Origin of the sequence: Sorangium sp. KYC3313, assembly GCF_052075895.1 — a bacterium.
GTDB lineage: Bacteria > Myxococcota_A > Polyangia > Polyangiales > Polyangiaceae > Sorangium > Sorangium cellulosum_B.
On sequence record NZ_CP197255.1, the window covers coordinates 3,892,194 to 3,917,887 of the forward strand.

Below are 25,694 nucleotides of genomic sequence, written 5' to 3' on the forward strand. Positions count from 1 at the left end.
GGAACTGAGCAGCTACGGCTGACGTCTTCCTTTGGTAGCGGACGGGGAAGACCGCGAACCGGTGCCGCATGAGGCGGACGCGCGGCATCACCCGCTTACGGGCGATTGCCCGCGGGGGAGGGTAACGTCATGAATCGTCTGTCTAATGAAGACGAGCGCGCCGCCGCGCACGCGCGCTTGTTTTGCCCGGCGCAGGTTCGTGCCGTGCTGCGCTGGCTGGGGAGGCTGGCGGTCCGCCCGTGCCATCGTGCCGACGTCGCAGGCCAAGTCTGGCTCACTGCCTGGGAGAGCTGGCCGAGGTTCGATCCCAGACGCTGCCGGCCGGAACGCTGGCTGAACGCGATCACCGTACACGTTGCTTCACACTATCACGAGCGGATGGAGCGCCGCAGGGAGGAGCTCGTCGACTTGATCGATGTGCCCGATCCAGCGCCGGATGCCGCTGCTACCATGGAATCCGACAGCATGAGGACGGGCACCATCGCCGCGGTGAACGAGCTCGATCCGAAGCTGCGATTTATTCTCGTGGCACACGACCTGAACGGAGTCTCGATGGCCCAGATCGCCGAAGACGCAGGGCTACCTCTCTCTGTGATTTACAAGCGACGCGCCAAGGCGATCGGTGCGCTGCGCGACATCATCCGACTTCGGGAAAATGCGGAGGACTTTGCCCAGAGAGTGGGCCCGCAATGACCATCAAAGGCCTGGTTGTTCACTTACGGCGCGACTGGGACGATCACAAGGCCGAGCAAACAATCGACACTCTCATGATGATCAAAAAGGTTAGCAAGGTGTCACCTATCGCAGCCGGTTACGAGGACGACCTGAACCGGCAGCGGGTCGAGCGAGAGCTGCGCGACTAGCTGCTCTCGCTTCTGGGCGACGAATAGACGTCGAACGCGGCGCTGGCGAACCCGCGTCCGAGGGCCTCAGAGCCGGGGGCGTCACCGAGCCCGCCGCCCCGTGTCTCGGCTTCCGCTGCTCCGTCACGGCGCCCCCGGGCGCCTATGCAACGCGAAGGAGCCGCGCAAGGCGATCTGCTACGCTCCGGCGCACGTCCGCCAGAGGTGGGGATCCACCGAATCCGCCGCTGGCTTGCTCATAGGCGAGACCGGCCCACTTCAGCACGTGAAGGAGGCGCTCGCCATTGGCCGGGTGCACCTCATAGGTCGCTCGTTCGCTTTTCTGGTGGGGGAGATGAGGCTGTTCGGGGTCGTCGACCTGAATCGAAATAGTCCACGGGATGCGAGCCCACTTTTTATCGGGTCCCTGCTTGCTGTCGACTGCGCAAACGATCACTCCCTCGCGCTTCACGGTTGCGAGCAGCCATTCGAGGACGCCCGTGAGTTCGTCCAGCTCCGCGTTGTCGAGCTCGGAGAAGAGGCGCACCACACCCCGGAAGAATGCGTCTGCGCTCTTCTCTTCACGACCGTACTCCGCGACCAGGACGCCAAGAGCAACGGCGGCGCGTTCGCTCGGAGCGTCCATCAGCGCGCGCACGGCGCGGCTGATCGCGTCCGCGAAGTCGGGGTTCTGCTGGGCTTCAGCGTCCAGCTTCCCAGCGACCTCCTCGGCGGTGACGCCAGCATCGGCTGCCCACTCGGCCTTGATGGCCTCGAGCAGGTTCAGGGCCCGGCGGTGGTAGCGCGTCGTCCACGCTTGCCACGCCATTCCCAGCGCCCCAGGCAGCAGGGTCGCGATCAGGGCTGCAGTCGCGACGCTTCCCGCGGCGACGGTCAACCCGGTGCCGGCGACCACAGCCGGCGCTGCCGCCTTGCCTACCTCGATCGCGGCGGTGGCCCCCACCTCGACGGCATCCTTCGGATCGACAGCCTCGCTCATGGCGAGGAGCCTACAAGGGCGGCGCCGAGATCGTAAGAGGAAATGGCAGCGGCTGCCGCTCAGCCGGGCCGTTCAAATTCCCGCAGTTTGTCAGGTCCGGCAACAAGCTCGCCGCCGTTGCCGGTGCCCTGCCGTCGCTCTCGCATCGCACGGCAAGCCTATGTCCCTGGCCTGCTCGACGTCAGGATGGGCTCTGCCGAACGGATACCCACGGGTCCGGTTCCAGCAGCGCGTACGGCTGGCACGGAAGAAGGGCTCGGTCGCCGCGTGGATGGCGGTCGAGAACGCGAAGGGGCACACCTGTGCGCTCTCCTGGCTGCTGCTCGACGTCTACACCCGCGCAGATCGCCCCCTGCCCGAGAAGTTCGTCGGCGCCGACAGCGACGCGCGCCTGCGCGTTCTCGAGAGCGTCGCGCGGGAGACGGGCGCCACGCGGAACCAGGTCATCCTGGCATGGCTGCGCCAGGGGAAGCCTGCGCTGGTGTCGATCATCGCGGCCAGCACGACCGCGCAACTGCAAGAGAACCTGGGATCGCTCGATCTCGTCCTGAGCGACGAGCAGATGTAGCGGCTGAGCGACGCGCACGGCTGAGGCGCGGCGCCGCGAGCGCGCCGCGAGGGTTCACGCCGCGGCCCGGATAGCGTAGGCTGGGGGGAGTTGCATGAAACCGGACGACCTGCCTGACCGTGTTCATATTGAAGCCTTGAGGGAGGCGCTGTGGCGTCCCGAGAGCCGCGCTGCCGTCCTCGTCGGCGCGGGCATGAGCCGCAACGCCGATAAGTTAAGCCCAGCCGTGCCAGATTTCCCCCTGTGGTGGGACATCGCGGCCGAGCTCAGGAAGACCGTGGACCCCAAGACTTCCGAGCACGATGCGCTGCGGCTCGGCCAATTGTACGAGAACACCTATGGACGGGCGCGACTCGACGACATGCTCCTCGAGTTGGTTCCCGACGGCAAGTATGAGCCAGGTCCGCTGCATCAGCGTCTCCTTCATCTGCCGTGGGCGGACGTCTTCACGACCAACTACGACACCCTTCTCGAGCGAGCACGCCGCAGCGTTCCAGAGCGCAAGTACGAGATCGTCGAGGCGCCGGCCGATCTCACCCGCGCCGAGCGGCCGCGAATCGTGAAACTCCACGGCAGCTTCCCCGCGCGCCGGCCGTTCATCTTTACGGAAGAAGATTACCGGCGCTATCCGACCGATTTCGCCCCTTTTGTGAACCTCGTCCGGCAATCGGCGATGGAAAACGTTCTGTGTCTGGTCGGCTTCTCGGGATCCGATCCGAACTTCCTGCAGTGGGCCGGCTGGATCCGTGACCAACTCGGTTCGACGGCACCCAAGATCTATCTCTGTGGCGTACTCGACCTGACGACACCCAAGCGGAGCTACTACCAGCACATGCAGGTCATTCCGGTAGACCTCGGCCCGCTCTTCCCTCAGGGCGAGTGGGTCCTCCGCGACGAGCGCCAGCGCGCCGCGTTCGAATGGTTAATGGACAGCCTGCGCGCTGGCGAGCCGCTTGACCGAAGCCGATGGCCGAAGTTGAAGAACCGAACGAGCCCACTCCGGTCCGTGGCGCCTTGGCCCCCCGTCCTCGCTCCCCCGGAGGCCCCGGACCTGCCGCCGTCGCCAAAGCCGCCGCAGGGCAAGCTGGACCACGCAACGCTTACGGGCCTTTTGAACCGCTGGAAGATCGAGCGCTCCTGCTATCCAGGCTGGGCCGTCTGCCCGGACCATGCTCAAAGCGCACTCTGGAACGCCACCAATGAATGGTTTGTACTCTTCGAGTCGGATTCCGGCATTCATCTTCTGGACGAACTTCCCGTCGCCGAACGTATCGGCGCGATCTATGAAATTTCCTGGCGAGCCGAAACAGCGCTCCTCCCGCTACCCTCCACGATCCCATTGCAGATGGAGAAGGCCCTCGAAAGCATCAACCCGCATCCCATACTAATTGATCTAAGTGACGCCTCCCTCACGCCGAACACAGCGACCGAGTCCCTTCGGTGGGATGACCTTACCGAAACGTGGGTCAACGTCGCCTTTTCACTGGTGCGTCACGCCTGGCAGTTCCAGGACACTGCGCTTCACGAGCGCTGGATGAAGCGGTTACTGCGCATCGCGAAGGTCCGATCATCTTGGCGCGCCCGTTGGTGGTACTCGAAATGTTGGCACCATCTCGTGCGACTCGAGACGAGCGAGGCGCTCCGCGCAGTAAGAGATTGGCCTGAAGACCTGTCGTTACCCTTCTGGGAAGCCAAACGCGCGGCGGTGCTCGGGGATCTCGGTCTGCTCGAAGAGGCTCGGCAGATCGCGACCCGGGCGATGGAGCGCGTGCGGCTCGGTCGCGACCGAACTCGTGTCGATTACCAAAGTCTCTCCGCAGAGGGATGGATCCTGCTCCTGCATCATGTGCTTACCGAGTATGCTATAGAGCTACCGGGACAGGAGCACGAGATTCGACAAAGTCGATTGCGTGAACTCGCGCGCGACCGCTGCAATCCATGGGACGACCTTCGCCGGCGGGAGCACACGCTGATCGAGGAGAATCCTGGCATGCGCCGCACGGCGACTCGCGGTTTCGATCCGGGACGCGTGCACTATGGATCGAAGCTGGTATTCTGGCAAGCAAGCGAGTGGGCGCTTATCAATACGCTACACGACGGATTGAAACTACGTAGTAAACGTCCTGCATTCCTTGAGGCCATGCGTCGCCTGTGGAGTAAATCGCCGCGCCTTGTGCTGAGCCTAGTTATCCGCGCTGGTGCAATTGACGCCATCAGGGAGGGCAATCCGCTGTCGGGGCTGCTCGATCGTGCAGCGATCGCTCTCCTGTCTCAAGAGCAGGTGGACGCACTTTACGCGTGGCTGTCTACTGTGCTGGCAGCCGCGCTGGAGAGCTGGGAGCAGAACCCTGACCCCGGACTCAGGGATGTACGCGGAGACCGGTCGCGGATCGAGGGCGCGGCCGAGGTACTCTCACGACTCGCGTTTCGACTTAATGAATCGCAACTCACGGGCTTATTCGATCTAACACGCGCCCTGCACACATCAACCGCATGTCAGCGTGCTCTCGCGCTGCACTCGGTCATCAAGCATTTGCTCCGTCGAATTCTCTACGCCGCTACACCCCTGCAAATCTCGTCGTGGGTGCCAGAATTGATGAGAATTCCGGTTCGCGGGGAACCTGGCACCGAAATCAATGAGCATAGCGATTGGTCGGAACCATTCTGGCTGTTCGACTGGAGCGATCTGATACAGTTCACATCGACCAACGGCGTGTCATGGGCTCCGACCATCGATCGCCTCCTCGGGCTGGTCCGGGAGGGCCTACCGGAGACTCGTAAACGCGCGTTTACGAGGCTTGCTGCGCTTGCGCTCGCCGGCGCTTTGACGCAAGGCCAGCTCGATAGCTTCGTCGAAGCCATATGGATCAGAACCAGCCGTGGCTATCCAGCGGACATCGGCTTGCCCTGGGTTCTGCTCAAGCTACCTGAGAGACAACCGGGAGAAACGCGGCGCGCGGTCGTGCGATACTTCCGCGAAGCACCACTCGATGCAGAAGAATGGCTCGAAGCGCTGAGCAGGACGACCACACCGACAGCGGAGTTCCACGAGGGCGGCGCCGTTGCGCCCGGGATCGTGTGGACGCCAGAGGAGGCGCGGTCGCTACTGGATAGGCTCTTGAAGCTTTGGGAGGACTCGAAACCTTTGTTGTCAGACCTCGACCACCTCCCCCCACGGATCGCTCTAGACATTATCAGCAATGTATGCAGTACGCTATCGACGGCCATCGCGCCTTTCCTCGACCTCGGAGATCCCCGTGCACGCGCGCAAGCGGTGACGCTCGCCGAGCGCCTGCGCCAGCACGGGACGGCGGCCACCTGCATCCTGCCGTCGCTCCTGCAGCTTGGCACCGTAGAGCCCGGCGTGGCTGCCACCGACGTGCACCGCGCGGTGGTCGGAATCCACGAGGAAGACGTGAGCGATGGCGTATCAGCCCTGCTGCTCTGGCTCGATCTCAGCCAAACGGGCCGGCTCGCGCCTCCGCCTGGGTACCTACTCGACGTGCTCGTCGCCTGCGTCGAGACCGGGCGCTATCCGGGCCTGACCCACACGCTCGCTGGCGTGACGGCGCTCGTGTCCCGGAAGCGGCCGCCCCTCGAGGCGCGCCACAGAGAGGCGCTCGAGCGCGCCCTCGGCCGCCTCATCGAGACGACGGCGCTCGACAGGCTGACCGACGACAGCGCCGCGGCGGATGATCTGCCGCTCGACGCGGGCGAGCGAATGGCGAGCCTGGAGTGCGCCTCGGCGCTCGCCGCCGCCCTGGCGACAGCCCACCACGCGGTCGGCGCGGACGAGCCTGCCGCGATCACGGCGTGGCGCGAGCTCGCCGCCGCCCACGTTCTACCCGAGGTGCGGCGGCCGTGGCGCGCCTTGATACGCGCGTGAGCCGGCGTGCCGAGCGAGCTCGCCCCAACCGTGCTGCGCCCTGCCGACCGACCGTCCGCGCCCGCGCGCCTCGGCTAGAGCGGCAGTCCCCGGAGTTGGTACGGGCCCATATCGAGTAAGCGCCCCCCGTTGCCGGGGACGCCTCTTGGCCCTCCCTCGCTTCCGTGGACACCCACTGAGGCACCAGGAAGCAGGGATGGGACGGAGTAAAGAGGAGGGCGTTCACGCCCGAGTCCAAGGCGGAGGCGGTACGGCTGCCTTCGCGGCGCTGCTCGACGCGCTCTACCGCAAGCCCTGGGTGGTCTACGCCAAGCCGCCCTTCGCTGGGCCCGAGCAGGTCTTTGCCTACCTCGGCCGCTATACCCACCGTGTCGGGCTGTCCAATCACCGGCTGCGGTCGATGGATGAGCGCGGCGTGTGCTTCCGGACCCGCGGAGACAAGACCGTGACGCTCTCCGCAGAGGAATTTCTGCGTCGCTTCCTGCTGCACGTGCTGCCTCATCGCTTCGTGAAGATCCGACACTTCGGCTTGATGGCTGCGTGTCACGCCACCACCACGCTCGAGGTGGCACGCACGAGGATCCTGGCGGCGCGAGACGCAGGGCAGCGCGCTGTCGGGGGAGATGAGCACCGGGAAGGCCGCTCGCACGAGCACGAGCCCTCTGCGCGCCACGTCGTCAAGGTCGACTGGTGCACGCTGCTCACCGCGCTCACGGGGATCGACCTGTCCATCTGTCCTCGCTGCGGCCAGGCTGCGATGGCTCGCCGCCCGCTGCCGTCGTGCGTCGTCGCCTCTTCCGCTGCTCCTCCGGACACGTCATGAGCATCGCTGGCCTGGGCAGGAGCAACAACACCACCTCCGTCGCGTGGCGGTCAGGCATCGATCCGCCTTCTGCGCCGTCCATGTCGGCGGCCTGCGTGCTGCTGGGCCTCTGTCGGCGCCGCGCTCTGTCTCGGCACGCTCGGCACGTCTGCGCCCAACGTCGTGGCGGCGGGATGCACCACGCGTGCGAGCCCCGCCGCGCCCGCCCTCTGCTGCCTTCTCGGGCAGGATCTCCATAGACCCCGCGGCCGCCCCGCCAGGCCGCGAACCGGCCAGGTCCAACCCGACGTTTACGGGACTGCGCCGGGACCTCGCCGCCGCTGCTGCTCGGGCGCAGTCCCGCAAACGCCTATTCAACGGGGCGCCCTCCGCCGCCGCATCGCGCGCGGTCAAGGGCTCGCGGCATCACCGGTCGGGGTCGGCGCCTAGACCAGGGGGCCGCTTTCACTCCGCAGCCTGCGGGAGCGGCGCTGCTGCATGAGGCCGGCTTCGCGCGCGTCGATCGCCGGCTGCTCCACCGCTACTGGTGGGCCCCGGCCTGGATGCTGGCGGCGCGCTGAGGGGTACGGCCACGCTCCGGCGGCAGGCGCACAGGGGCGGCGATCACCGCCCGTCGGACGCGTTGCGCGCCCGGTAAGCGCGCTGCTGGCACGCCCGCGAGCAGTAAGCCCGCGGCCGCCCCGTGGCAGGCTGGGCGATCTCGCGGCCGCACTGCGCGCACGTCGGCCCCTCGTCACGCCGGGGGGCGTCGCCGGGAGTTTCGTCACCAGCGCGCGCCGGGGGTCGTGACGTTTCGGGACTTTCGTCACACCGACCGGAGCGCGACCGGACGAGCGCCTCGATGCCGTCGAGCACGCGCTGGAGGCCGAACAGGAACACGTCCTCCGTGAACGGGTGGTCGTCGAACGCGCCCGAGCGCATCAGCTTCGCCATCGTCGGGTGGCGCCCCGGGTCGAAGAGCTTGTCCCAGAAGTACGCGCGCTCGGACCACCACTGCTCGTCGGTGACGCCGGTCTCCTGCTCGGCCTCGACCGCGTCCACCGAGAGCCTCGCCGCGCCTCGGACGTACCCGTCGACGAGGTGGACGGCGGCGAGCACCTCGCGGGCGGTGAGGCCGATCCCGCAGACCGCGCGGAGCTCCGCGTCGTACGCCGCCATCCCGTTCGGCCCCATCACGGGGCGCACCGGCGTCACGAGCAAGAACCACGGGTGGCGGTGGTAGAGCGCCCAGTCGGCGAGCGCCGCCGCCTCGAGCTTGGTCCGCCATCCCCCCGGGACGCTGTCCACGAGGGGCAGCTCCCCCGCCACGGTGTCCAGCATGAGATCCAGGAGCTCGGCCTTGCCCGGCACGTACCTGTACAGCGACATCGTGGTGAACCCGAGCTTCCCGGCGACCCGCTGCATCGACAGCGCCGAGAGCCCCTCGCCGTCGGCGAGCTCGATCGCGGCCCGCACGATCTGATCGAGGCTCAGGCCGGGCCTGGGCCCCCGGCTCGGCCGCTTCCTGATCCCCCAGAGGAGCTTGAGGCTGCGCACGGCGTCGCCGCCCCCGCTGTACTCCGTCGCAGTTTTTCGCCGTCTCTTTGGTTTGACAGCCATCCTTCAACTGCGTATACCACACACAGTACAGTGTACGACGTAAACAGTTGCTGGAGGTCCGCTTGAAGCAGCACGACGAGAGGCCATCGAGGCGAACGACGCGAACGACGCGAACGACGACCCTGCTCCTCCACGCGCGCGGCCTCGCGGCCTCCGTGCCGCTCCTCGCGCTTTCCCTCGGATGCGCGGCGCAGGAGGCGGAGACGGCGCAGGAGCCGACGTTCTGGCAGGACGTCGCGCCGATAACGGCGTCCAAGTGCGCCGCGTGTCACCAGGAGGGCGGGCTCGCGCCCTTCCGCCTCGACGACTACATCTCGGCGAAGGCGCGCGCCGGCGCGATCGACGACGCGGTGCGGGGCGGCCATATGCCCCCTTTCCTCGTGAAGCACGACGGCTCGTGCGGCGACTTCAAGGACGACGAGACGCTCACCGCCGAGGAGCTCGACGTCATCCATCGCTGGGCGACCGGGGCGCGCGCCGAGGGCGATCGCGCGGGCGCGCCGCCCACCCCGCCCGTGCCCACGCTCGAGGGCGGGGTCGACTACATGACGCCGCCGATCACCCCCGTGGTCGACCCCGCCGATCCCCTCGCGGCCCACGACGAGTGGAGGTGCTTCCCCGTGGACCCGAGCCTCGACGCGGACCGCTTCATCACCGGATATCAGGTGACGCCCGGGGTCCGGTCCATCGTTCATCACGTCACGGTCTACCGGGTGACCCCCTCGGAGGCGTCGCTGGCGGAGGGCAAGACGAACCAGGACGTGATGACGGAGCTCGACGATGCCTCGCCGGACCGGCCCGGCTGGGAGTGCTTCGGCGGACCGGCCGACGAGTTGCCGTTCCAGCCGCTGTTCGCCTGGGCGCCCGGGCAGGACGTGGTCGAGTTCCCCGGCGGCACCGGGGCGCCGGTCTCCGCGAAGGACGTCTTCGTCGTCCAGGTGCATTACAACATCCATGACCACGCGGGCGCCTCCGCCGAGGACTCGACGCGCCTCCGGCTCCGCTACGAGGACACCGTGGAGCGGCGCGCCGTGTTCGTCGGGGACGACGGCTTCATGACGACCCTCTTCGAGCCGGACGGCCCGGACACGCTGCCGCCCGGCCAGCAGAACGCCGCCTACACATGGCGCAGGACGCGGGCGGAGCTCGCGCTCGACCCGATGCTGCCCTCGATCGAGGTTCTCGGCGTGATGCCGCACATGCACGAGCGCGGGCGCACCTTCGACCTGCGCGTGGGGTCGGGGACGCAGGAGAGCTGCATCGCGCGCGTGAACGACTGGGACGTCCACTGGCAGGGCGTCTATTGGTATCGCACGCCGCCGCTGCTCGACCCGAGCTCCTCGCTCGAGGTGACATGCACCTTCGACACGCGCGACGCCGAGGCCCCGGTGCTGCCGGGGTGGGGCACGCAGAACGAGATGTGCAACCTGAACCTCCTGGTCGCGCTGCCGATGACGCCGTGACGCCGCGATCGTCCCTAATTCATTCCTTTCTGCGGCTTTGCGTCGTTGCGTTGAAACCTCTCTCCGGATCCCTGGCAGGACTCCTGGGGGGTGGAACTAGACCCCGTAGACTTGCTCCACGATCGACGCGATCAGCTCCATGGATAGCGTCACGCCGCGCTGCTGGCGCCACGCGACATGCCCGTCCGGCCGGATCAGGAGCGCGCCGTCCTGCTCGATCTGCGAGAGCGCGTGCACCGCTGCCTGATGACAGGCAGGGATATCGGCCGAGCCGAGCCTGAACAGCCGGACGTCGTGGCGCGCCTCGACATCCTCCAGCGCTTCGAGGTCCGCGGGCAGCGCCTCGACGGCCGCGCCGAGCAGCAGGATCGAAGCGCCGTAGTCGATCATGGATCGGCTGCCGCGCTGTCTCCTGTTGCCGTCCAGCCAGAAATGCGGGAATCGCGCGCCCGGCCGCGTCGACGGGATGTACGACGACACCCGATCGTCGACCTCCGGTGGTCTCGTGCCGTCGGCGCTCGGCCTCGTAGCTGTCGAGCAGGCCGGGCGCGGCCCGCCGCTGGGGGGAGAAGATGAAGTAGAGCTTGCCCCGGGTGCGGACGACGCGGCGCAGAACCCGAGGAGGACCCGGCCATCGGCGTCGTTCGGAGCTCATGGCAGAGGGATAAAGCACGGGATTCACGTGCACAATGACCATGAGTGGCCATGCGGTGGCCGGAAATGGCCACGCCCGTGGGAGGCGGGAGGCTCAGGTCAGGGTCGACGTTGTGGGCGCGCTTCGGCGAGCGCGAGCGCGAGCCGGACCAGGCCGGCTCGTCTGGCCATCATGACCCCTCAGAAGCCCACCACGGCGTCGTAGGCGGGCTTGGGGTTGTGGTTGCCATCGAAGAGCAGGGGGAAGTCCTTGCGCCCCGAGCTGAACTCCGACAGCCAGGTGTTGTCGTCCGCGATGCCCCAGAAGGTGACGCCCGTGATCACGGACTTGTACTTCCGGAACAGCTCGAAGAACTCCCGGTAGCGCGCGGCCTGCTTGGCCTTCAGCGCGTCGGTGAAGGTCGCGGCCGTGTAGAACGTGCTCTGGTTGTACGTCACGCCGGGGATGTACAGCGAGAGGTCGAGCTCCGTGACCTGCACATCCAGGCCGAGCGATGAATAGAGCTTGATCGCCTCTTCCATGTTGGCCACGTTCTGGTGAACCGCCTGGTTCGTGGTCACCGTGGAGGGCTCGATGTTGAGGTGGGCCTGCAGCCCGACGCCGTGGACCGGCACGCCCTGGTCGAGCAGGCCCTTGAGCATGTTGTAGATGCCCTGCTGCTTCGCGGGGATGTAGTTGTAGAAGTCGTTGTAGAACAGCTTGGCGTCTGGATCGGCCTCGTGCGCGGCCTTGAAGGCCTCCGCGATGTAGCTCTCGCCGAGGACCTCGTACCAGCGGCTCCTCTGGCCATCTGCCAGGTTGCCCGTGCGGTACGAGCCGTCCTCCATCATGGCCTCGTTCACGACGTCCCACGCGTAGACCTTGCCCCGGAAGTGACGCACCACGTTGCTGATGTGGTTCTTCATGCGCGTCAGTAAGGTCTGCCGCGACACGGTGCCGCCAGAGCCGTTCGAGAACAGCCATGCCGGGTTCTGGCTGTGCCAGACCAGGGCGTGCCCGCGGACCTTCATCTTGTTCGTGACCGCGAAGCTCACGATGCGATCCGCCGCGTCGTAGGTGAAGCTGTTTTCGTTCCTCTGGAGCGACTCGAACTTCATTTCGTTCTCGGCGGTGATGCTGTTGAAGTGCGTCTTCAGCAGCGCGGCGTGCGTCATGTACGACTGCGAATCCACCGCTGCCCCGATCGGGAAGAGGCTCGCGTACTTCTCCGCGAGGTCCTTGGGGCCTTCATCGGGCATGCCGCCCGTGCCCGTGTCCGCGCCGCCTGTCCCCGCGCCGCCCGTGCCCGCGGAGGCAGCGCTGTCCGCGCCGCCGCTTCCACCCTCGTTCGTTTCACCCCCACCGGCCGACGTGCTGCCGCTGCCTCCAGCGTTGCTGCTGCCCGCGCCACCCCCGGCGCTCGCCGATGTTCCGCTCGTTGGAGCCGTGCTCGCGGTGCTGCTGGCGGTGGTGGCGCCCGTGGCCGCATCATCGTCCGGAGCCGACGTGGACGAGGTGCAGGACCAGAGCAGGCAGCTGAGCAAACCAATCGAAATCAAATTCTTGCGCATCGGTGCGATCCCTCGGAAACGCACCCTACTCGATTGGTGCCCGCCACAGCGAGTCAGGGCGTCCAGCGTATGTTGTTGGGTAATACTACTTACGAAGTGTCTCGATGGAGGTGTTCTTTTCTCCTTCCGCACGTGGGTGAGCCCGGACGGGATCCAGCTTTCTCGTGAATGTTCTGTCGCACTGGCGCAACAGAGCGGCCTGGGTGGAGGAGGTATGGGCATGAGGGAGGAGTTGCGAGGACGACGGCGATCGGGCCGCGGGGCGCGCCCGCTGACAAGGGCAGCTGTCCTGCTGGCGATCACCGCGCCGGCGCTGGCCTGCGACGTCGGTGAGCAGGGTGGCTCCAGCACCGGAGCGGGGTCGCATCCGACTACCAGCGAGGCGAGTGCGGGAGGCGCCGGCGAGGCGGGGGGAGCAGGCAGCGCCGGGGGCACGGGCAGCTCAAACAGCGTTGGGGGCACGGGTGGCACGGACGGCACGGGCGGCATGGGCGGCGCCGGCGGCACGGGCGGCGCGGGCGGCATGGGCGGCGCCGGCGGTACGGGCGGCACGGGCGGCGCGGGCGGCATGGGCGGCGCCGGCGGTACGGGCGGCATGGGCGGCGCCGGCGGCACAGGCGGCGCCGGCGACACGGGCGGCGCCGGCGGCACGGGCGGCACGGGCGGCGCAGGCGGCGAGCACTGCGATGGAGTCGCGTCGGCATGCCCGCCCGCGGGGAGCCATCTCTGGAGCAAGCGCTTCGGCGGCGCTCACGCGCAGGTCGCCACGGACGTCGCCATCGATTCGGACGGCGGCATGATCGTCACCGGCCACTTCGCAGGGGCCATGGATCGCAACGGCTGGCGCTCGATGTACAGCGCAGGCGGCGACGATGCCTTCGTGGTGAAGTTCGTGCGCGACAGCGACGTTCCCGAATGGGATTACATACCCCTCTGGTCCCAGAGGTTCGGCGGCCCAGGCGCCCAGCGGGCGCGCGCCATCACCGTGGACGTCGCCCGAAACGTCATCGTGGTCGGCCTGTTCCAGGGAACCGTGGATTTCGGCGGCGGCCCGCTCACGAGCGCCGGTGGCGACGATATCTTCGTCGTCAAGCTCGACGCAGGCGGCCAACACGTCTGGAGCCGGCGCTTCGGCGACGCCGCAGACCAGCGCGGCGAGGCGGTCGCGGCGGACAGCGGAGGAAATGTCCTTGTGACGGGCCTGTTCCAGGGAACCGTGGACCTCGGCAGCGGCCCGCTCGCGAGCGCCGGCGGCGACGACGTGTTCGTCGCCAAGCTCGATCCGGACGGCAATGCCGTGTGGAGCCAGCGGTTCGGCGACGCCGCAGACCAGCGCGGCGAGGCGATCGCGGTGGACAGCGCAGACGACGTCCTCGTGGCCGGCGATCTGCAGGGGCAGGCGGATTTCGGGGGCGGCCCCCTCGTGAGCGCGGGCGGCGATGACGTGTTCGTGGCCAGGCTCGATGCCCACGGCGAGCACCTCTGGAGCAAGCGCTTCGGCGACGCCCAGGACCAGCATGTCGGGGATCTCGACGCGCGCGAGACGGGCGAGGTGCTGCTGATAGGCGATCTGGAGGGACAGGCGGATTTCGGCGGGGGGCCGCTCGTGAGCGCGGGGGGCAGCGACGTCTTCGTGGCCTGGCTGAGCGTGACCGGGGATCACCTCCACAGCGCGCGCTTCGGAGGCGAGGCCGAGCAGCACGGCGAGGCCATCGTCCATGCGGAGGGCGACGTGTCCCTGCTCGCGGGGGAGTTCCAGGGCCGGATCGATCTGGGCGCGGGGCCGCTCACGAGCGCCGGCGGCGACGACGTCTTCTACGCCGCGCTCGACGGGAGCGGCGCGCCTCTCTGGAGCCGCCGCGCCGGCGACGCCCAGGACCAGCGCGCGGCGGGGCTCGCCTGGAAGATCACCGAACAAGGTCCGCGGGGAATGCTCGCGGGCCGCTACGACGGTCAGTTCCAGCCAGGCGATCTCATCGAGTGCCGCGATCACAGATTCACCGGCTGCCGCCCCGGCTGGGACGACAGCTTCGTGGTGGAGTTCGCGCCAGCGACCGGAGGCGATGCGTCGCAGTGCCACCTCGGCGAAGGGATGCAGGACAACGGCGTACAACACTCCATCCTGGAGGTGGCGGCGGACGGCGGCGGCAACGCGGTGTTCCTGGGCGCGCTCGGCGGCGTCGTGGATCTCGGCGGCGGAGAGCTCGCGCCGGGGGGCCCCGCGATCTTCCTGGGGAAGCTCTCTCCGACCGGCGAGCATCTATGGAGCAGGGCCTTCGACGTGGGCTCGCCGCTCTCGCCGACCCCGATCCGGCGCATGGTCGTGGACAGCGCCGGCAACATCGTCGTTCTTGTGGGCGCCGATGCATCGCTCGACCTCGACCTCGGCGGCGGGCCGGTCGGCCGCGGCATCCCGGCGATCGCCATGGCGAAATACGACCCGTCCGGCACCCACCTCTGGAGCAAGCGCTTGAGCACCGGCGGCGTGAAGTCGCTCGATGCGCTGGCGGTCGACGGCGCGGGGAACATCTTCCTGTCCGGCAGCTCCGAGACGGGCATCGATTTCGGCGGCGGCCGCGTCCCTCCGAGGAACACGGTCGGCTACTGTGCGTTCCTCGTGAAGCTCTCTCCGGGCGGCGAGCACCTCTGGAGCAGGGGCTTCGTGGGGACGGACTACATGCATCCGTGGAGCGCGACCGCTGACGGGGGCGGCAACGTGATCGTGGTGGGCGCGCTGCGGGGGAGCGCCGATTTCGGCGGTGGGCCGCTGTCGAAGGCCACGCGGCGCTCGGACGACGTCTTGATCGTGAAGTACGACGCGCTCGGCAATCACCTGTGGAGCAAGAACTTCGGCGACGACGCGTGGCAGTCCGGCCAGGCCGTCGCGGTGGACGCGGACGACAACCTCTTCGTGATGGGCAAGTTCGGGTCGACCCTGGATCTCGGCGGCGAGCCGCTGTCGAGCTCGCCAGAGGCCAACGAGTCGTTCCTGGCGAAGCTCGATCCGCTCGGCAACCACCTCTGGAGCAAAGGTCTCGGGCTGCACGTGTGGGTATCGGGCATCGCGAGCGATGGGGCGAACCTGCTGCTCGGTGGCAGCTTCTATGGGGCGGGCGAGCTCGGCGGGAGCCCGTTCTCCACCTGGGGCCAGAGCGACTACGACGCCTTCGCGGCCAGGTTGAGCGGCGCGGGCGACCTGCTGTCGGTCGCGCAGCTCACCGGTCCCGACGTCCAGCGGGGCTTGTCGGTCGCCGCGGACAGCGCGGGCCACATGTTCGTCGCCGGGAGCACGGTGGGGGAGGTCGACCTCGGCGGGGGAGCGCTCGCCGCGGACGGCACCGAGGACGCTTTTCTCGTGAAGCTGGCGCCGTAGGTCGAGCGACCCAGCGACCCGACCTGGATCGGTTACAGCGATCCGGCCCATCGTCTACCGATGGGCCGCCTTCACTCCACAGCGAGAGCAGGCCCCATGAAAAAGACGGGTGGGTCGCGGTGCTCGGGGACGACGGCGAGTGGCAGACCTTCTGGAGCTCTCCGACCCTGACGAGCCGCGCGCCTTTCGAGATTCACAGGGAGGCGGGGAGAAGGGGAGTGAAATCCCGTGAATCTCCCTGTCTCCCCGCCTCCCTGTTTGATTTTCTCGCTACAATGCCAGAAAAATGAGGGGGTTGTCAGCTGGCGGCCTCATCTCGTGGCCTTCGCCCGCGCCGCCGGCGCCTTCGCGGCTCCGCCGCTCTTCGCCTTCGCCCGCGCCGCCGGCGCCTTCGCGGCTCCCGCCTTCCCGAAGCGCACCTCGAACGCGCCGGCGTCCTCCTCGATGAAACGGAGGAGCGCCTCCCCTTCCTCGGCGAGCTGCTCGCGCGCCGCCTTGCCAAGGGCCTCGAACGGCTCGAGCACCAGCGCGGCCGTGGCCTTCTTCCGCTCGACCGTCCATGTGCCGGCCACGAACCCGTCCACGAGGAACGTCGGCAGGATGCGGAGGTTGGCGGACATGACGATCCGCGGGCGATGCTCGTCCGCGATGACCCGCGTGCGGTCGTCGTGCGCGAGCAGGAGGTTGTCGTAATCGGGTAGAAACCGGGCCGGCGCGGGTGTGTCCGCGGGCGGCCGCGGCGCGTCGGTCAGGTCGAAGAGCTCCCGGCCCCGCTCGTCGCGGAACACGCAGAGCTGCTCTCGCAAGGCGTGGAGCACCTCCTTGACGCGGGTCAGGCCGGACCACGTTTGCACGTCGGTCGCTGTCGCCGGGCCGAACGACGCGAGATAACGGAGCACGAGCGCCTGCGGCGCGCCGCCGTCGCGGAGCGGTTTGCCGAGCCAGGACGCCGCCGGGGCGAAGTCCGCCGTTCCCGGGTATCCCCACGGGGTCTCGGCGGGCACCTGGACGACCGGCAGGTGCATGCGAACCGCGAGGGCCATGGCCCGCACGTCGCCGTCGGCGTGGAGCTCGGCCAGGTGGTCGCGCAGCTCGTCCATGGTCCGCGGCTCCGCGTCGAAGTACGCGCGCGCCTCGGCGACCAGCCCGGCGATGTCGAGGGCGTCCGCGCGCTCGCGGAGGACCGACCGCGTCGCGGCGTGGAGCACCGGCGCGATGACCGGGTGCAGATCCAGGTAGTCCCTTGCGCTCACGAGGTGCAGCGTGCCGCGCAGGAACGGCGCCCGGACGACCTCGCGGCGCACGACGAGCTGGACGAGCTCTTCGCGCCGGAACGCCGCGAGCCGGGACCAGAGCCCGATGAACGGCGGCCGAGCCAGCTGGGCCTGGAGGGCAATCAGCCGCTCGATCCCGTGGACGGCCGAGGTCTGCTCCCGCGCGAGCAGCATCTGCCGCGCGAGCGTGGCCCGGTTGAGGTCTCTTCGTGTCAGCGTCGGGGCGGGCATGCAGCCCGCGAGCTTACTCGAAACGAGGCTCAACCTCTATGGGCCGCCCGCCTGCTGCTCCTGGCCAGAGCAGCAGGCGGCGCGCCTCACGTCTGGACTCAGGGGGCGAAGACGAACGAGAACAGCGCCGCCTCGTCGCGATCGGGTCAGAACCGATAAAGCACGTTGTCCTTGTCGCCAGAGACATAGACCGTCCCTGACGGGCCCACGGCGACGCTGCTCAACGCATAGGTCGGCACCATCCCCGTGACCGCCTCGAGCCCCACCTTGAGGTGCTTTTTCACGACCCATGTGTCCCCCGTCGACGGGTCGACGCGCAGCAGGCGGCGCTTTCCGACCTCCACGACGAGCAGGGTGCCGTCCAGATCGGCCGCCATCCCCTCCGGCTGATCCAGGCCGTCGGCCACCACGAGCGGCGGAGAGAGCGTCACGCCCCCCGCCGCCACCTGGAGGATCTGGCCCGTGGCCCAGTCGGCGGCCCAGAGGTCGCCTCCCGACACCGCGAGGCCCGAGGGCACGGTCATCGGCGCGAGCGTCACGGGGCCGCCGGACGTCTGGCGGGCGATGCGCGCAGCGCCCGGCCCCGCGCCGAGCTCGGCCACCACGAGATCTCCCTGGAACCGGACCGCGTTGAGCGGCGAGACGAAGTTGCTGTACGTCTCGAGGACCGTCGCCGTCGCCGGGTCGTAGGCCTGAACCACGCTGCTGAACCACGCGGTCAAGATCAGGTTCGAGCCGTCCGCCGACACCGTGGCAGGCGCGTGAAACTCCGACTCTCCGAGGAACGACCGCTCGACGCCCAGCGGAGCGCCCGTGTCCCCGTCGAACTTCCGCAGCGACGACAGATCGGCCACGTAGACCGACTCGTCACATCCTTCGGTCGTCACGGCCACGCCGCCGGGCATGATCATGCCGCCCGGCATGATCGTGCGCACATGGCCGTTCGGCCTGATGCGGACGATGAAGCCGTCGCTGGCGCTCGACACGTAGAGATTGCCCTGCGGGTCGAATGCGAGGTTGTCGAGCCCCGGCGTGAGCTCCGCGATGACCTCCTTCTCGCCCGTCTCGATGTCGATCCGCACCACATCGCCGTTCTGATCGACCACGTGGAGCCGGCCGAGCCCGTCGAACTTGGCCGCCGCGGGGATGAAGAAGCCGTCCGCGACCGTCTGGAGGTCGCACTCCACGTCCGGATCGACCGCGCCGGTGCAGGAGTCCACATCGATGCTGATCACCCTGCCTTGCGTCCAGATCGGCCCGTACAACCTGCCGTCGGGCCCCCAGTCCATGCCGTTCAGGAAGCCGAGGTTGCTCGCGATGTGGCGCGGCGGCGCCGACAGCTCCGGATCGACCTCGTAGAGCCCGTCACCGAAGAAGTCGAGCGCCACGAAGAGCCGCCCCGTATCGGAGAACGTGATGGGGTTGACCCCCGGCGCGACGAACTGCTGGGTGATCGCGCCCGACGGCGCGTGCCGCACGACATTGCCAGGGATGAGCGAGGTCCAGTAGAGCGAGCCATCCGGGCCGAACGTGAGGTCGTCCGGGCCGTCGATCCCGTCCGACGCGTCGAGCCGATCCACGATGGCTCCGCTCTTGCGGTTCACGATGGCGATCTCATTGCCAAGGAAGCTCGCGACGTACAGCCGACCATCCGGCCCCACATTCATCCCATTGGTGCCGTGCATCGGCGACCCCTCGGCGAGGATCGGCCGCTTCGCATGCGCCGGCGGCGAGGCTCCCAGAAGCACCGTGCCAGCGAGCACGAACGCAAAAAGCCTGTGCATGAGCTCTCCCTTCAGCGCCGCACCTGGACCGGCACACCCAAGGATCACGATGACGTCAGGCGCGAGACCAGCGCGACGGCGCGAACCTCCGGCGGACTTTGTAGTCACGCGGGGTTGTTTCGACGCTAACATAATCAGTAGACTTACCCAAGCATAAAATTCGTGCAATGGATGCGGGTGCGTCAGCGTCGTCAGCGTCGCCGGCATCGTCAGCATCGTGAGTTCCTGGGCGGCCATCCCGCGCGGCGCGCGTCGCGTGACACCCGAGCCGGCGTGGTGGTATGCGTCGGAGTCGATGACTGCCAGCATCTGTCTGCCGGCGTACAACGAAGTCCGCACCATCGAGGCGACCCTCACCGAGCTGTCGCGGCTCGGCCCCGAGGTGGACGAGATCCTCGTCTGTCTCAACGGGTGCACGGACGGCACGGAGCGCGTCGTCGAGGCGTTCCGGGGGCGGGAGCCGCGGCTCGCCGTCATCGAGAGCGAGCTCGGAAAGAACAACGCATGGAACGCCCTGGTGGCCCGGGCGCGCAACCGTCGCCTCGTGTTCACGGACGCGGACGTGCGCCCCGCCGAGGGCTCCATCTCGGCCCTGCTGCGCGCCCTGGAGCGCTCTCCGCGCGCCGCCGTCGCCGCGGCCTTCGAGCAGCCGCGCGGGGCGCCGCCGCCGCCGCTCGGCACCGTCCTCCGCCTGCTGACGACCAGCCTCGGTCAGGACTACATCTCCGGTCGCCTCTACGCCATCGATCGCGATCGGCTGGGCGCGGTGATGGCCGATCGGGGGCTCCTGCCTGCCGGGGCGCTCCCTCGGCTGCCCGTCGACCTCGTGACCGAGGACTCGTGGCTCACGGCGCTCGTCGCCGGCGACGCGCTGGTCGTGGTCCCCGAGGCGCCCATCCACTTCGAGGTGGACAGCATGGCCGACGTGATCCGCGCGCTGGCGCGCAATGCCGCCGCGAGAGAGCAGCTCCGCTCGAGCTACCCGGAGCTCTACCGGCGCGACGGCGCCCGCCTGCTCTCGGCGCAGTCGGCGCCGAGGATCCTCCTCGACCGGCTGAGATCGGCGCCGGGGCCTTTCGCGGTCACGCGCGGGCTCGGGGGAATGGCCCTCAGGGCTGCGATCCACCGCGTGCTCGGAGCGCGGATCCGGGCGCAGCGCGACCGCATCCTGGCGGACGTCAGCGCCGGCCGCGGCGGGCGCGTCATGGCCACCTCCGGCCGCCTCCCGTCGAAGGGCGGCTGAGCGCCCGTCCCGGCAGGCTCCCCGCCCTCATCGCCGGGCGTCAGACGCGCGGGCGGAACCAGTCGATCGTGCGATCGAGGCCCGAGTCGAGATCCACCACAGGACGCCAGCCGAGCAGCTCGGTGGCCCGGGAGATATCGGGCCTGCGCCGCTGGGGATCGTCGACGAGGGCATCGCTCATCGTCAGCTTCGCGCGCCCGCCGGTCTTGCGGATGATGAGCTCGGCGAGGTCCTGCATCCTCGTCTCGGCCGGATTCCCGAGGTTGACCGGTCCGGTCAGGTCCTTGGCGTTCATCACGCGAACCAGCCCCTCGATGAGGTCGCTGACGAAGCAGAACGAGCGCGTGCGGTGGCCTCCGCCGTACAGCTCCAGCGCCTCGCCGCGCAGCGCCTTTACCACGAAGTTGGCGATGACCCGGCCGTCGTTCCGGTCCATGTTCGGGCCATAGGTATTGAAAATGCGCACGATCACGGTATCGACATTGCGGGTCTGGCGGTACTCCCAGAAGTACGTCTCCGCGACCCGCTTGCTCTCGTCGTAGCAGGCCCGAGGCCCGATGGGGTTGACGTTCCCCCAGTAGTCCTCGTGCTGAGGGTGGACGAGCGCGTCGCCATAGACCTCGGAGGTGGAGGCCTGCAGGACCCGGGCCCCCAGCTCCTGCGCCAGGCGGAGGACGTTGATAGCGCCGAACACGTTCGTGTTGAGCGTGTGCACCGGATCAGCCCGGTACTTCACGGGCGACGCCGCGCAGGCCATGTTGTAGATCTGGTCGACCTCGAAGCGGAGCGGCTCGCTCACGTCGCAGCGGTGCAGCTCGAACCGCGGGTTCTTCAGCAGCGGCCCGAGGTTCTCGTCACGCCCCGTCACCATGCTGTCGACGCAGATCACGTGGTGCCCGTCGGCCAGGAGCCGCGCGCAGAGGTGCGATCCGAGGAAACCAGCCCCACCCGTGACCAGGATTCGCTTGCTCGCACTCATCGGAAAAATACCTCCTTGACGCGCTGTTCGGTAGAGCTCTGGGCCGTGGCGCCGTGATTGGTCGAAAACCTCTTACCATAGGAAATAGGTATTACAAAGACCGGATGACATCTGGAGGCGAGTTCCTTATCATGCCGGGCGTGCACCGCTCGCCTCGCTACCTGGGTTCGCTCGTCCGCGCAAAGCTCGCCCGCGAAGCGCGCCCGATCTGGGTGGATGTGTGCGTCACCAATCGATGTCACCTGAGCTGCGAGTACTGTTACGGCGACTACCACCACCGGCGCGACGACATCGGACAGCTCAAGGTCGAGCAGCTGTTCGCGATCGTGGACGAGGCGGCGGCGCTGGGGACGGCGGTCCTGACGCTCACGGGCGGCGAGCCGATGCTGCACAAATCCATCGGCCGCATCGTCGAGCGGGCGGTGAGCCGAGGGATCTCGGTGGGAATGGTCACCAGCGGATTCCGCGTCAAGGAGCGCGTGGACGAGCTCGCCGACCTGAGCTCGATCGTCGTGAGCGTCGACGGTCCGGAGCCGATTAACGATCTGAACCGCGGTCAGGGGACCTTCGCCGTGGCCATGACCGCGCTCGAGGCGTGCCAGGCGCGCGGCATTCCGCGCATCGTGAAGGCGGTGCTGAACCGCCGGAACAAGGACCAGGTGCCCTGGCTCCTCGAGCTGGCGGGCCGCTTCGGCGCGCGGCTCGAGGTCGTCGTGACCTACGCCCCGCAGTCCGATCGGCAGCTGCGCATGCACGGCGACAACTCCCTCGACGCGGGCGAGCGGCAGGCCCTGGCGGACGCGCTGCTCGAGCAGAAGCGCCGGGGGGCGCCGATGGTCTTCCGCGAGCGCGTCTGGGAGAACATGGCGCGCTGGTGGCAACACCACGGCGGGGATCGCGTCACGCGGGAGGAGCGGCGGGAGCGCTTCGAGTACCTGCCGTGCAGCGCGGGCCGGTACTACGCCTTCATCGACGGCGACGGCCGCATGTACCCGTGCAACCAGCGGCTCGCGGACTTCCCCGCCAGGAGCGTGCTCGAGGTCGGCGTCCGGGCCGCGTGGGAGCACCTGCGCGATCACGGCTGCTTCGCCTGCGCGGCGCCGTGGCTCAACCAGCAGCACCTCGTGAGCAGCGAGCGGCTCCTCGCGCGCAGCCTGGGGCGAGATCTGCTGGCGCGGGTCGCGCGTGGCTGAGCGGACGCTCGCCATCGTCGTGCTCGGCGGCTCGCGCGGGATCGGGCGGGCCATCGTCGCGCGCGCGCTCGCGGAGGGGCACCGGGTGTTCGCCGGCGCGCGGGACGAGCGCGCGCTCCTCGCGTTGCAGCAGAGCGCCGCGCCCGAGGGCGCTGGCCGGCTCGGCACGGGCGCGGTGGACGTCGGCGACGACGCCTCCCAGCGCGCCTTCTTCGGCGCGGCGCGCGCGTTCCTCGGCGGGATCGACGTCGTCGTCAACAACGCCGCCCGGGAGGGCTACGGGCGCCTCGACGAGATGGCGCTCGAGGACGTCGAGGCGATCGTCCGCACCAACCTCCTCGGCGTCATCCTCGGCTGCCGGCACGCGGCGCAGGCGATGCGGGACGGCGGCGGCCACATCATCAACGTCGGCTCCGAGGTCTCGTTCCGCGCCGTGCCCATGAAGAGCGTCTACTGCGCCACGAAGTTCGCCGTCCGCGGGCTGAGCGACGCGCTCGAGCTCGAGCTCGCGCCCCGGGGGATCCGGGTCTCCCAGGTGCACCCGGGCTGGGTGGACACGGGCCTGCACGAGGACGAGCGGCGGCGCCGGGGCTCGGTGTCCCGGCCGCACGACGGCGGCGTCGCGGTGGAGCGGGTCGCCGAGAGCGTGGCCGCGCTCTGGCGCGCGCCGCGGGCGCAGGGCGGCGCTCCGCTGCGGCTCCGCCTCCGCAGCGTGGTGGGAGAGCTCTTCCCGGCGTGGGCGCGGTGGCGGACGCGCCGGGCGTTCGGGGAGCAGCTGAGAGAGGGCTGAGGCGAGACGGCAGGGCGGGGGAGCCGCCGCGACGCCGGACCGGAGACCACCAGGAGGTTTTCTTGACCTGTGCAACGACGTCCTTCCCTCAAGGAGCAACCGCGCCGCCTCCTCCGCTGGATCCGGGCGCCCCCGTCGTCGTCGAGGGCCTCGACGCGGTGGGGGAGGTGCTGCGGCGGGCGCGCGGGCGGGCGCAGGCGGTCGCGATCGCCTCGCGGGACCTCGAGTGGCTCGCGGCGCGCCTCGGCCTGTCCGAGCGGACCGCGGAGGGGCTCCCGGTGGTCCGGTTCGGCTCGGGCGAGCGGGGCGGCCTCGACGCCGCGGCCACCCGGGCCGTCGAGAGGCTCGTGGCCCTGTCGGTGCTGCTCGGGGGCGCGCCGCTGTGGCTGACGATCGCGCTGCTGATCCACCTCGAGTCCCCGGGCGGGCCGTTCCACATCGCCCCGCGCGCAGGGCTGCGCGGGAAGCCGTTCCGGTTCTTCAAGTACCGGACGATGCGGACGCAGCGCCGGGACGGCGAGGACAGGGGCGACGCCGCGCGGCTCTCGGTCATCCGCGGCGAGATCCCCGGCTTCGTGCGCGACGATGGGGTCGTCATCCCCAAGGACCCAAGGGATCCGCGCGTCACGCGGCTGGGCGGCGTCCTGCGCTGGCTGTGCCTCGACGAGATCCCCCAGCTCCTCCACGTGCTCACCGGCGACATGGCCCTGGTGGGGCCGAGGCCCTATCCGATGGCGGAGTTCGACGCGCTCAAGCCGTGGCACCGCCTCCGGACCGAAGGCCGGCCCGGGATCACCGGCCTGTGGCAGGTCGTGGCGCGCAACCAGGTAACCTTCGACCAGAGCGTCATCCTCGACATCTACTACCTGACCAACGCCAGCTTCTGGGGCGACCTGAAGATCATGGCGATCACGCCGCTGCGCATGCTCTTCGGCGTGGGGAGCTACTGACGCCGTGCGCCGGGCGATCGACGACGCCGTGAAAGGACCGCTCGCCGGCCGCTCAGGAGGCCCCGAGGTGGTCCCTGACGCGAAAGAGGACGATCACCTCGCCGGCCACCAGGCCGAGCGTGACGACGAGCTTCACCGCGGCCGCGCCGGCGGCGCCGTGCGCGGGCACCGCCCACAGGTCCCCGGCCGCGATGAGGAGCACGGTGGCCGTCCAGAGGGCCGCGTACGGGCGCTGCTGGCCCGCGGCGAAGAGCATCGGGCCGATGGCGAGCTCCGGCACCATCCACACGAGCGCCGTGGTCAGGAGCTGCAGCGGCAGCACGGCGCTCGCGTAGTCGGGGCCGAACACGAGCCGGACGAGCGGCCCGCCCATCCACCACACCGCGGCGCTCATGAGCGCGCCCGCGGCCATGAGCCCGACGAAGGTGAGCGTGGCGAGGCGCCTGCGGGCGCTCGCCGAGCGGCTGGCGACGAAGGCGGGGAAGACCGCCGCGCGCACGACGCCCGGCAGCATCATGGCGCCGCCGATCATGCGCTGGACCGCGCTCATGTCGCCGACCGCGTGGGGGGTGCTCATCCAGCCCAGCATCAGGAGATCGAGCTGGAAGTAGAGGGGGCTGGCGAGCATCACCACCGCGAGCGGCCCGGCCTCACGGAGGAAGCCCTGCGGCAGCGCCGCGCCCTCGCTGGACCACTGCCGGCGCTCGAGGAGCTGGGCGGCGAGGGCCAGGGCCAGCGCGAGGGCGACCAGGTGGCCCGCGACGAGGGCCCACGCCAGGCCGAGCGCGCCGAGCCCCGAGAGCAGCGCGCCCGTCCCCAGCCCGAAGGACGTGACCGCCATGGTGACCGCCACCAGCACCTCGCGATCCATCCGCTGGTGCCCGCGGAACACCTGGTTGAGCATCTCGACGAACGAGGCCATCAGCCACGCGGCCGTCAGCAGCCACACGAGCGTCCGGCGTGGCGAGGCCGCGCCCGCGAGGAGGCCGACCACGAGGCCGACGGCGCCGGCGGCCAGCGTCACGGCGAGCTTGAGGCGCACGAGCGGGCCGATGGGAGCGCCGGGATCGCGGGCCACCTCCCGCGCGATGAACAGGTGCAGGCCGAGGTCCGCGAGCTCGCCGAGCAGGAAGCCCACGGCGAAGGCGTAGCTGTAGTCGCCGAAGCCCGCCGGCCCCAGGTGCCGCGCGGCGACCACGGCGAGGAGCATGCGGACGCCGCGCGAGACGAGATCGCTCGCGGTCTTCAGCGCCATGCTGCCCGAGACGCTTCGCCTCGCCGGCGGCGGGGCGTCCTCGCGGAGCGCCGACGACGTCATGGCTGGAGGAGATCCTTCGCCGGAGGTCGCCGCGCGCGCATGCCGCTCCCCTATCGCCCCGATCGCGGTGCGGTTCAACTTCCCGTCGGCGGTCACGTGGAGCGGCGGGGCGCCGCGCCGCGCGTGAAGGATCCAAGTCAGGAGAGGACCACGTGAAGACCAGCACGGATGGC

The 25,694-nt window shown here is 69.2% G+C and carries 19 protein-coding genes; 11 read left to right on the plus strand and 8 right to left on the minus strand.

Annotated elements, in window-relative coordinates; translation table 11 throughout:
- Nucleotides 1-129 precede the first annotated feature (129 nt).
- Nucleotides 130-693, plus strand: a complete 564-nt coding sequence (locus ACSRUE_RS15150) for a sigma-70 family RNA polymerase sigma factor (protein WP_441291610.1) — start codon at nucleotides 130-132, stop codon at nucleotides 691-693.
- Nucleotides 690-863, plus strand: a complete 174-nt coding sequence (locus tag ACSRUE_RS15155; protein ID WP_441291611.1) for a hypothetical protein — start codon at nucleotides 690-692, stop codon at nucleotides 861-863. Before ACSRUE_RS15150 ends, ACSRUE_RS15155 begins: the two co-directional genes overlap by 4 nt.
- Before the next feature lie 142 nt (nucleotides 864-1,005).
- Here ACSRUE_RS15155 and ACSRUE_RS15160 read toward each other — a convergent pair whose 3' ends face one another.
- Nucleotides 1,006-1,842 carry a hypothetical protein gene (locus ACSRUE_RS15160; protein WP_441291612.1) on the minus strand — a complete coding sequence of 279 codons (837 nt, stop codon included), beginning with the start codon at nucleotides 1,840-1,842 and terminating at the stop codon, nucleotides 1,006-1,008.
- Between the two features lie 271 nt (nucleotides 1,843-2,113).
- Between ACSRUE_RS15160 and ACSRUE_RS15165 the strand changes: the two genes are divergently transcribed.
- From ACSRUE_RS15165 to ACSRUE_RS15175, 3 genes are all read left to right on the plus strand, one after another.
- Nucleotides 2,114-2,410 carry an aldo/keto reductase gene (locus tag ACSRUE_RS15165; protein ID WP_441291613.1) on the plus strand — a complete coding sequence of 99 codons (297 nt, stop codon included), beginning with the start codon at nucleotides 2,114-2,116 and terminating at the stop codon, nucleotides 2,408-2,410.
- A gap of 94 nt (nucleotides 2,411-2,504) precedes the next feature.
- Nucleotides 2,505-6,296, plus strand: a complete 3,792-nt coding sequence (locus tag ACSRUE_RS15170; RefSeq protein WP_441291614.1) for an SIR2 family NAD-dependent protein deacylase — start codon at nucleotides 2,505-2,507, stop codon at nucleotides 6,294-6,296.
- A 196-nt stretch (nucleotides 6,297-6,492) separates the two neighbouring features.
- Nucleotides 6,493-7,119, plus strand: coding sequence for a transposase (locus ACSRUE_RS15175; protein WP_441291615.1), 627 nt, complete (start codon nucleotides 6,493-6,495; stop codon nucleotides 7,117-7,119).
- 603 nt (nucleotides 7,120-7,722) lie between these two features.
- On the opposite strand, the gene ACSRUE_RS15180 is transcribed toward ACSRUE_RS15175, so the two are convergent.
- The gene (locus ACSRUE_RS15180) at nucleotides 7,723-8,718 is read right to left on the minus strand and encodes a TetR/AcrR family transcriptional regulator (protein WP_441291616.1); all 996 of its coding nucleotides are present in this window, start codon (nucleotides 8,716-8,718) and stop codon (nucleotides 7,723-7,725) included.
- A gap of 62 nt (nucleotides 8,719-8,780) precedes the next feature.
- Between ACSRUE_RS15180 and ACSRUE_RS15185 the strand changes: the two genes are divergently transcribed.
- Nucleotides 8,781-10,181 (plus strand): monooxygenase, encoded by a 1,401-nt coding sequence (locus tag ACSRUE_RS15185; RefSeq protein ID WP_441291617.1) that lies wholly within the window; start codon nucleotides 8,781-8,783, stop codon nucleotides 10,179-10,181.
- Between the two features lie 96 nt (nucleotides 10,182-10,277).
- Here the strand turns inward: ACSRUE_RS15185 and ACSRUE_RS15190 are convergent, their stop codons facing one another.
- A complete protein-coding gene (locus tag ACSRUE_RS15190) occupies nucleotides 10,278-10,661 on the minus strand; it encodes an aromatic-ring hydroxylase C-terminal domain-containing protein (RefSeq protein WP_441291618.1) in 384 nt (127 codons plus the stop codon).
- Between the two features lie 354 nt (nucleotides 10,662-11,015).
- A complete protein-coding gene (locus ACSRUE_RS15195; RefSeq protein WP_441291619.1) occupies nucleotides 11,016-12,386 on the minus strand; it encodes an endo-1,4-beta-xylanase in 1,371 nt (456 codons plus the stop codon).
- Nucleotides 12,387-12,873: 487 nt separating this feature from the next.
- Between ACSRUE_RS15195 and ACSRUE_RS15200 the strand changes: the two genes are divergently transcribed.
- Nucleotides 12,874-15,759, plus strand: coding sequence for a hypothetical protein (locus tag ACSRUE_RS15200; RefSeq protein ID WP_441291620.1), 2,886 nt, complete (start codon nucleotides 12,874-12,876; stop codon nucleotides 15,757-15,759).
- Between the two features lie 311 nt (nucleotides 15,760-16,070).
- Here the strand turns inward: ACSRUE_RS15200 and ACSRUE_RS15205 are convergent, their stop codons facing one another.
- On the minus strand, nucleotides 16,071-17,264 hold the full coding sequence (locus ACSRUE_RS15205) for a winged helix DNA-binding domain-containing protein (protein WP_441291621.1): 1,194 nt from the start codon (nucleotides 17,262-17,264) through the stop codon (nucleotides 16,071-16,073).
- A gap of 146 nt (nucleotides 17,265-17,410) precedes the next feature.
- Nucleotides 17,411-19,048 carry a hypothetical protein gene (locus ACSRUE_RS15210; protein WP_441291622.1) on the minus strand — a complete coding sequence of 546 codons (1,638 nt, stop codon included), beginning with the start codon at nucleotides 19,046-19,048 and terminating at the stop codon, nucleotides 17,411-17,413.
- A 295-nt stretch (nucleotides 19,049-19,343) separates the two neighbouring features.
- On the opposite strand from ACSRUE_RS15210, the gene ACSRUE_RS15215 reads away from it, so the two are divergent.
- Nucleotides 19,344-20,291: a glycosyltransferase family 2 protein gene (locus ACSRUE_RS15215; RefSeq protein WP_441291623.1), complete on the plus strand. Its 948-nt coding sequence runs from the start codon at nucleotides 19,344-19,346 to the stop codon at nucleotides 20,289-20,291.
- A gap of 40 nt (nucleotides 20,292-20,331) precedes the next feature.
- On the opposite strand, the gene ACSRUE_RS15220 is transcribed toward ACSRUE_RS15215, so the two are convergent.
- Complete coding sequence (locus ACSRUE_RS15220) at nucleotides 20,332-21,270, minus strand: UDP-glucuronic acid decarboxylase family protein (RefSeq protein WP_437764875.1); 939 nt, start codon at nucleotides 21,268-21,270, stop codon at nucleotides 20,332-20,334.
- A 104-nt stretch (nucleotides 21,271-21,374) separates the two neighbouring features.
- Between ACSRUE_RS15220 and ACSRUE_RS15225 the strand changes: the two genes are divergently transcribed.
- The 3 genes from ACSRUE_RS15225 to ACSRUE_RS15235 all read left to right on the plus strand — a co-directional run bounded on the left by ACSRUE_RS15225 (nucleotide 21,375) and on the right by ACSRUE_RS15235 (nucleotide 24,203).
- Nucleotides 21,375-22,463 carry a radical SAM protein gene (locus ACSRUE_RS15225; protein ID WP_441291624.1) on the plus strand — a complete coding sequence of 363 codons (1,089 nt, stop codon included), beginning with the start codon at nucleotides 21,375-21,377 and terminating at the stop codon, nucleotides 22,461-22,463.
- Nucleotides 22,456-23,253 (plus strand): SDR family NAD(P)-dependent oxidoreductase, encoded by a 798-nt coding sequence (locus ACSRUE_RS15230; protein ID WP_441291625.1) that lies wholly within the window; start codon nucleotides 22,456-22,458, stop codon nucleotides 23,251-23,253. The genes ACSRUE_RS15225 and ACSRUE_RS15230 overlap by 8 nt, the downstream gene beginning before the upstream one ends.
- A 62-nt stretch (nucleotides 23,254-23,315) precedes the next feature.
- Nucleotides 23,316-24,203, plus strand: a complete 888-nt coding sequence (locus ACSRUE_RS15235; RefSeq protein ID WP_441291626.1) for a sugar transferase — start codon at nucleotides 23,316-23,318, stop codon at nucleotides 24,201-24,203.
- Between the two features lie 52 nt (nucleotides 24,204-24,255).
- Here the strand turns inward: ACSRUE_RS15235 and ACSRUE_RS15240 are convergent, their stop codons facing one another.
- Nucleotides 24,256-25,521 carry an oligosaccharide flippase family protein gene (locus ACSRUE_RS15240; protein WP_441291627.1) on the minus strand — a complete coding sequence of 422 codons (1,266 nt, stop codon included), beginning with the start codon at nucleotides 25,519-25,521 and terminating at the stop codon, nucleotides 24,256-24,258.
- Nucleotides 25,522-25,694: the final 173 nt, after the last annotated feature.